The following is a 630-nucleotide window of genomic DNA, read 5'->3' as shown; positions in this document are numbered from 1 at the left end:
CGCGGGTCTGACGTTCATCCACGAGGAGCATGACGGGACTCTTTGGTGAAACGGACCGGCCGGGCAGCCTGCGCCGCCCGGCCGGAGGAAACTCAGCCCTCGGACTGCGTGGCGCGGATGTCGGTGATGTAGCTTTGCAGATCGGGGTTGTTCTGGATGAACTGGTCGTAGATCGGCTGCATCGCCTCCTGGAAGGCGGCCGGATCCTCGACCTCGTTCACCTCGACGCCGGCATCGAGCACCTTCTGACGGCTCTCCTCCGAACTTTCCTGCCAGAGCTGGCGCTGCTGGTCGGCGGCCTCGATGGCGGCCTGACGCACGATCTCCTTGTCCTCTTCCGACGTATTTTCCCACGTCTCGGCCGCGATGCAGATGCATTCGGGCAGGATCAGGTGGTTCGTGTTAGAATAGTAGCCGGCCACCTCGTAGTGGTTCGAGGTGTCGAACGAGGGCCAGTTGTTCTCGGCACCGTCGATGACGCCGGTGCGCAGAGACTGGTACACTTCGCCATAGGCCATCGGGGTCGCGTTGCCGCCAAGCTGGTCGACCATCTGGACGTAGAGGTCGTTGTTCATGACGCGGAACTTCAGGCCGTCCATGTCGGCGGGTGTCGCGATGGGACGCTCGGTG

The 630-nt window shown here is 63.2% G+C and carries 1 protein-coding gene; it reads right to left on the bottom strand.

What is annotated here, in order from left to right; all coding sequences use genetic code 11:
* Nucleotides 1–92: 92 nt before the first annotated feature.
* Nucleotides 93–630: TRAP transporter substrate-binding protein DctP (gene dctP, locus ACFDS3_RS16615; protein WP_375263472.1), on the bottom strand; the 538-nt coding region annotated here is incomplete at its 5' end.

It is taken from the genome of Palleronia sp. (assembly GCF_042089775.1).
Lineage (GTDB): Bacteria > Pseudomonadota > Alphaproteobacteria > Rhodobacterales > Rhodobacteraceae > Palleronia.
This window is presented reverse-complemented; position numbering and strand designations above follow the sequence as displayed.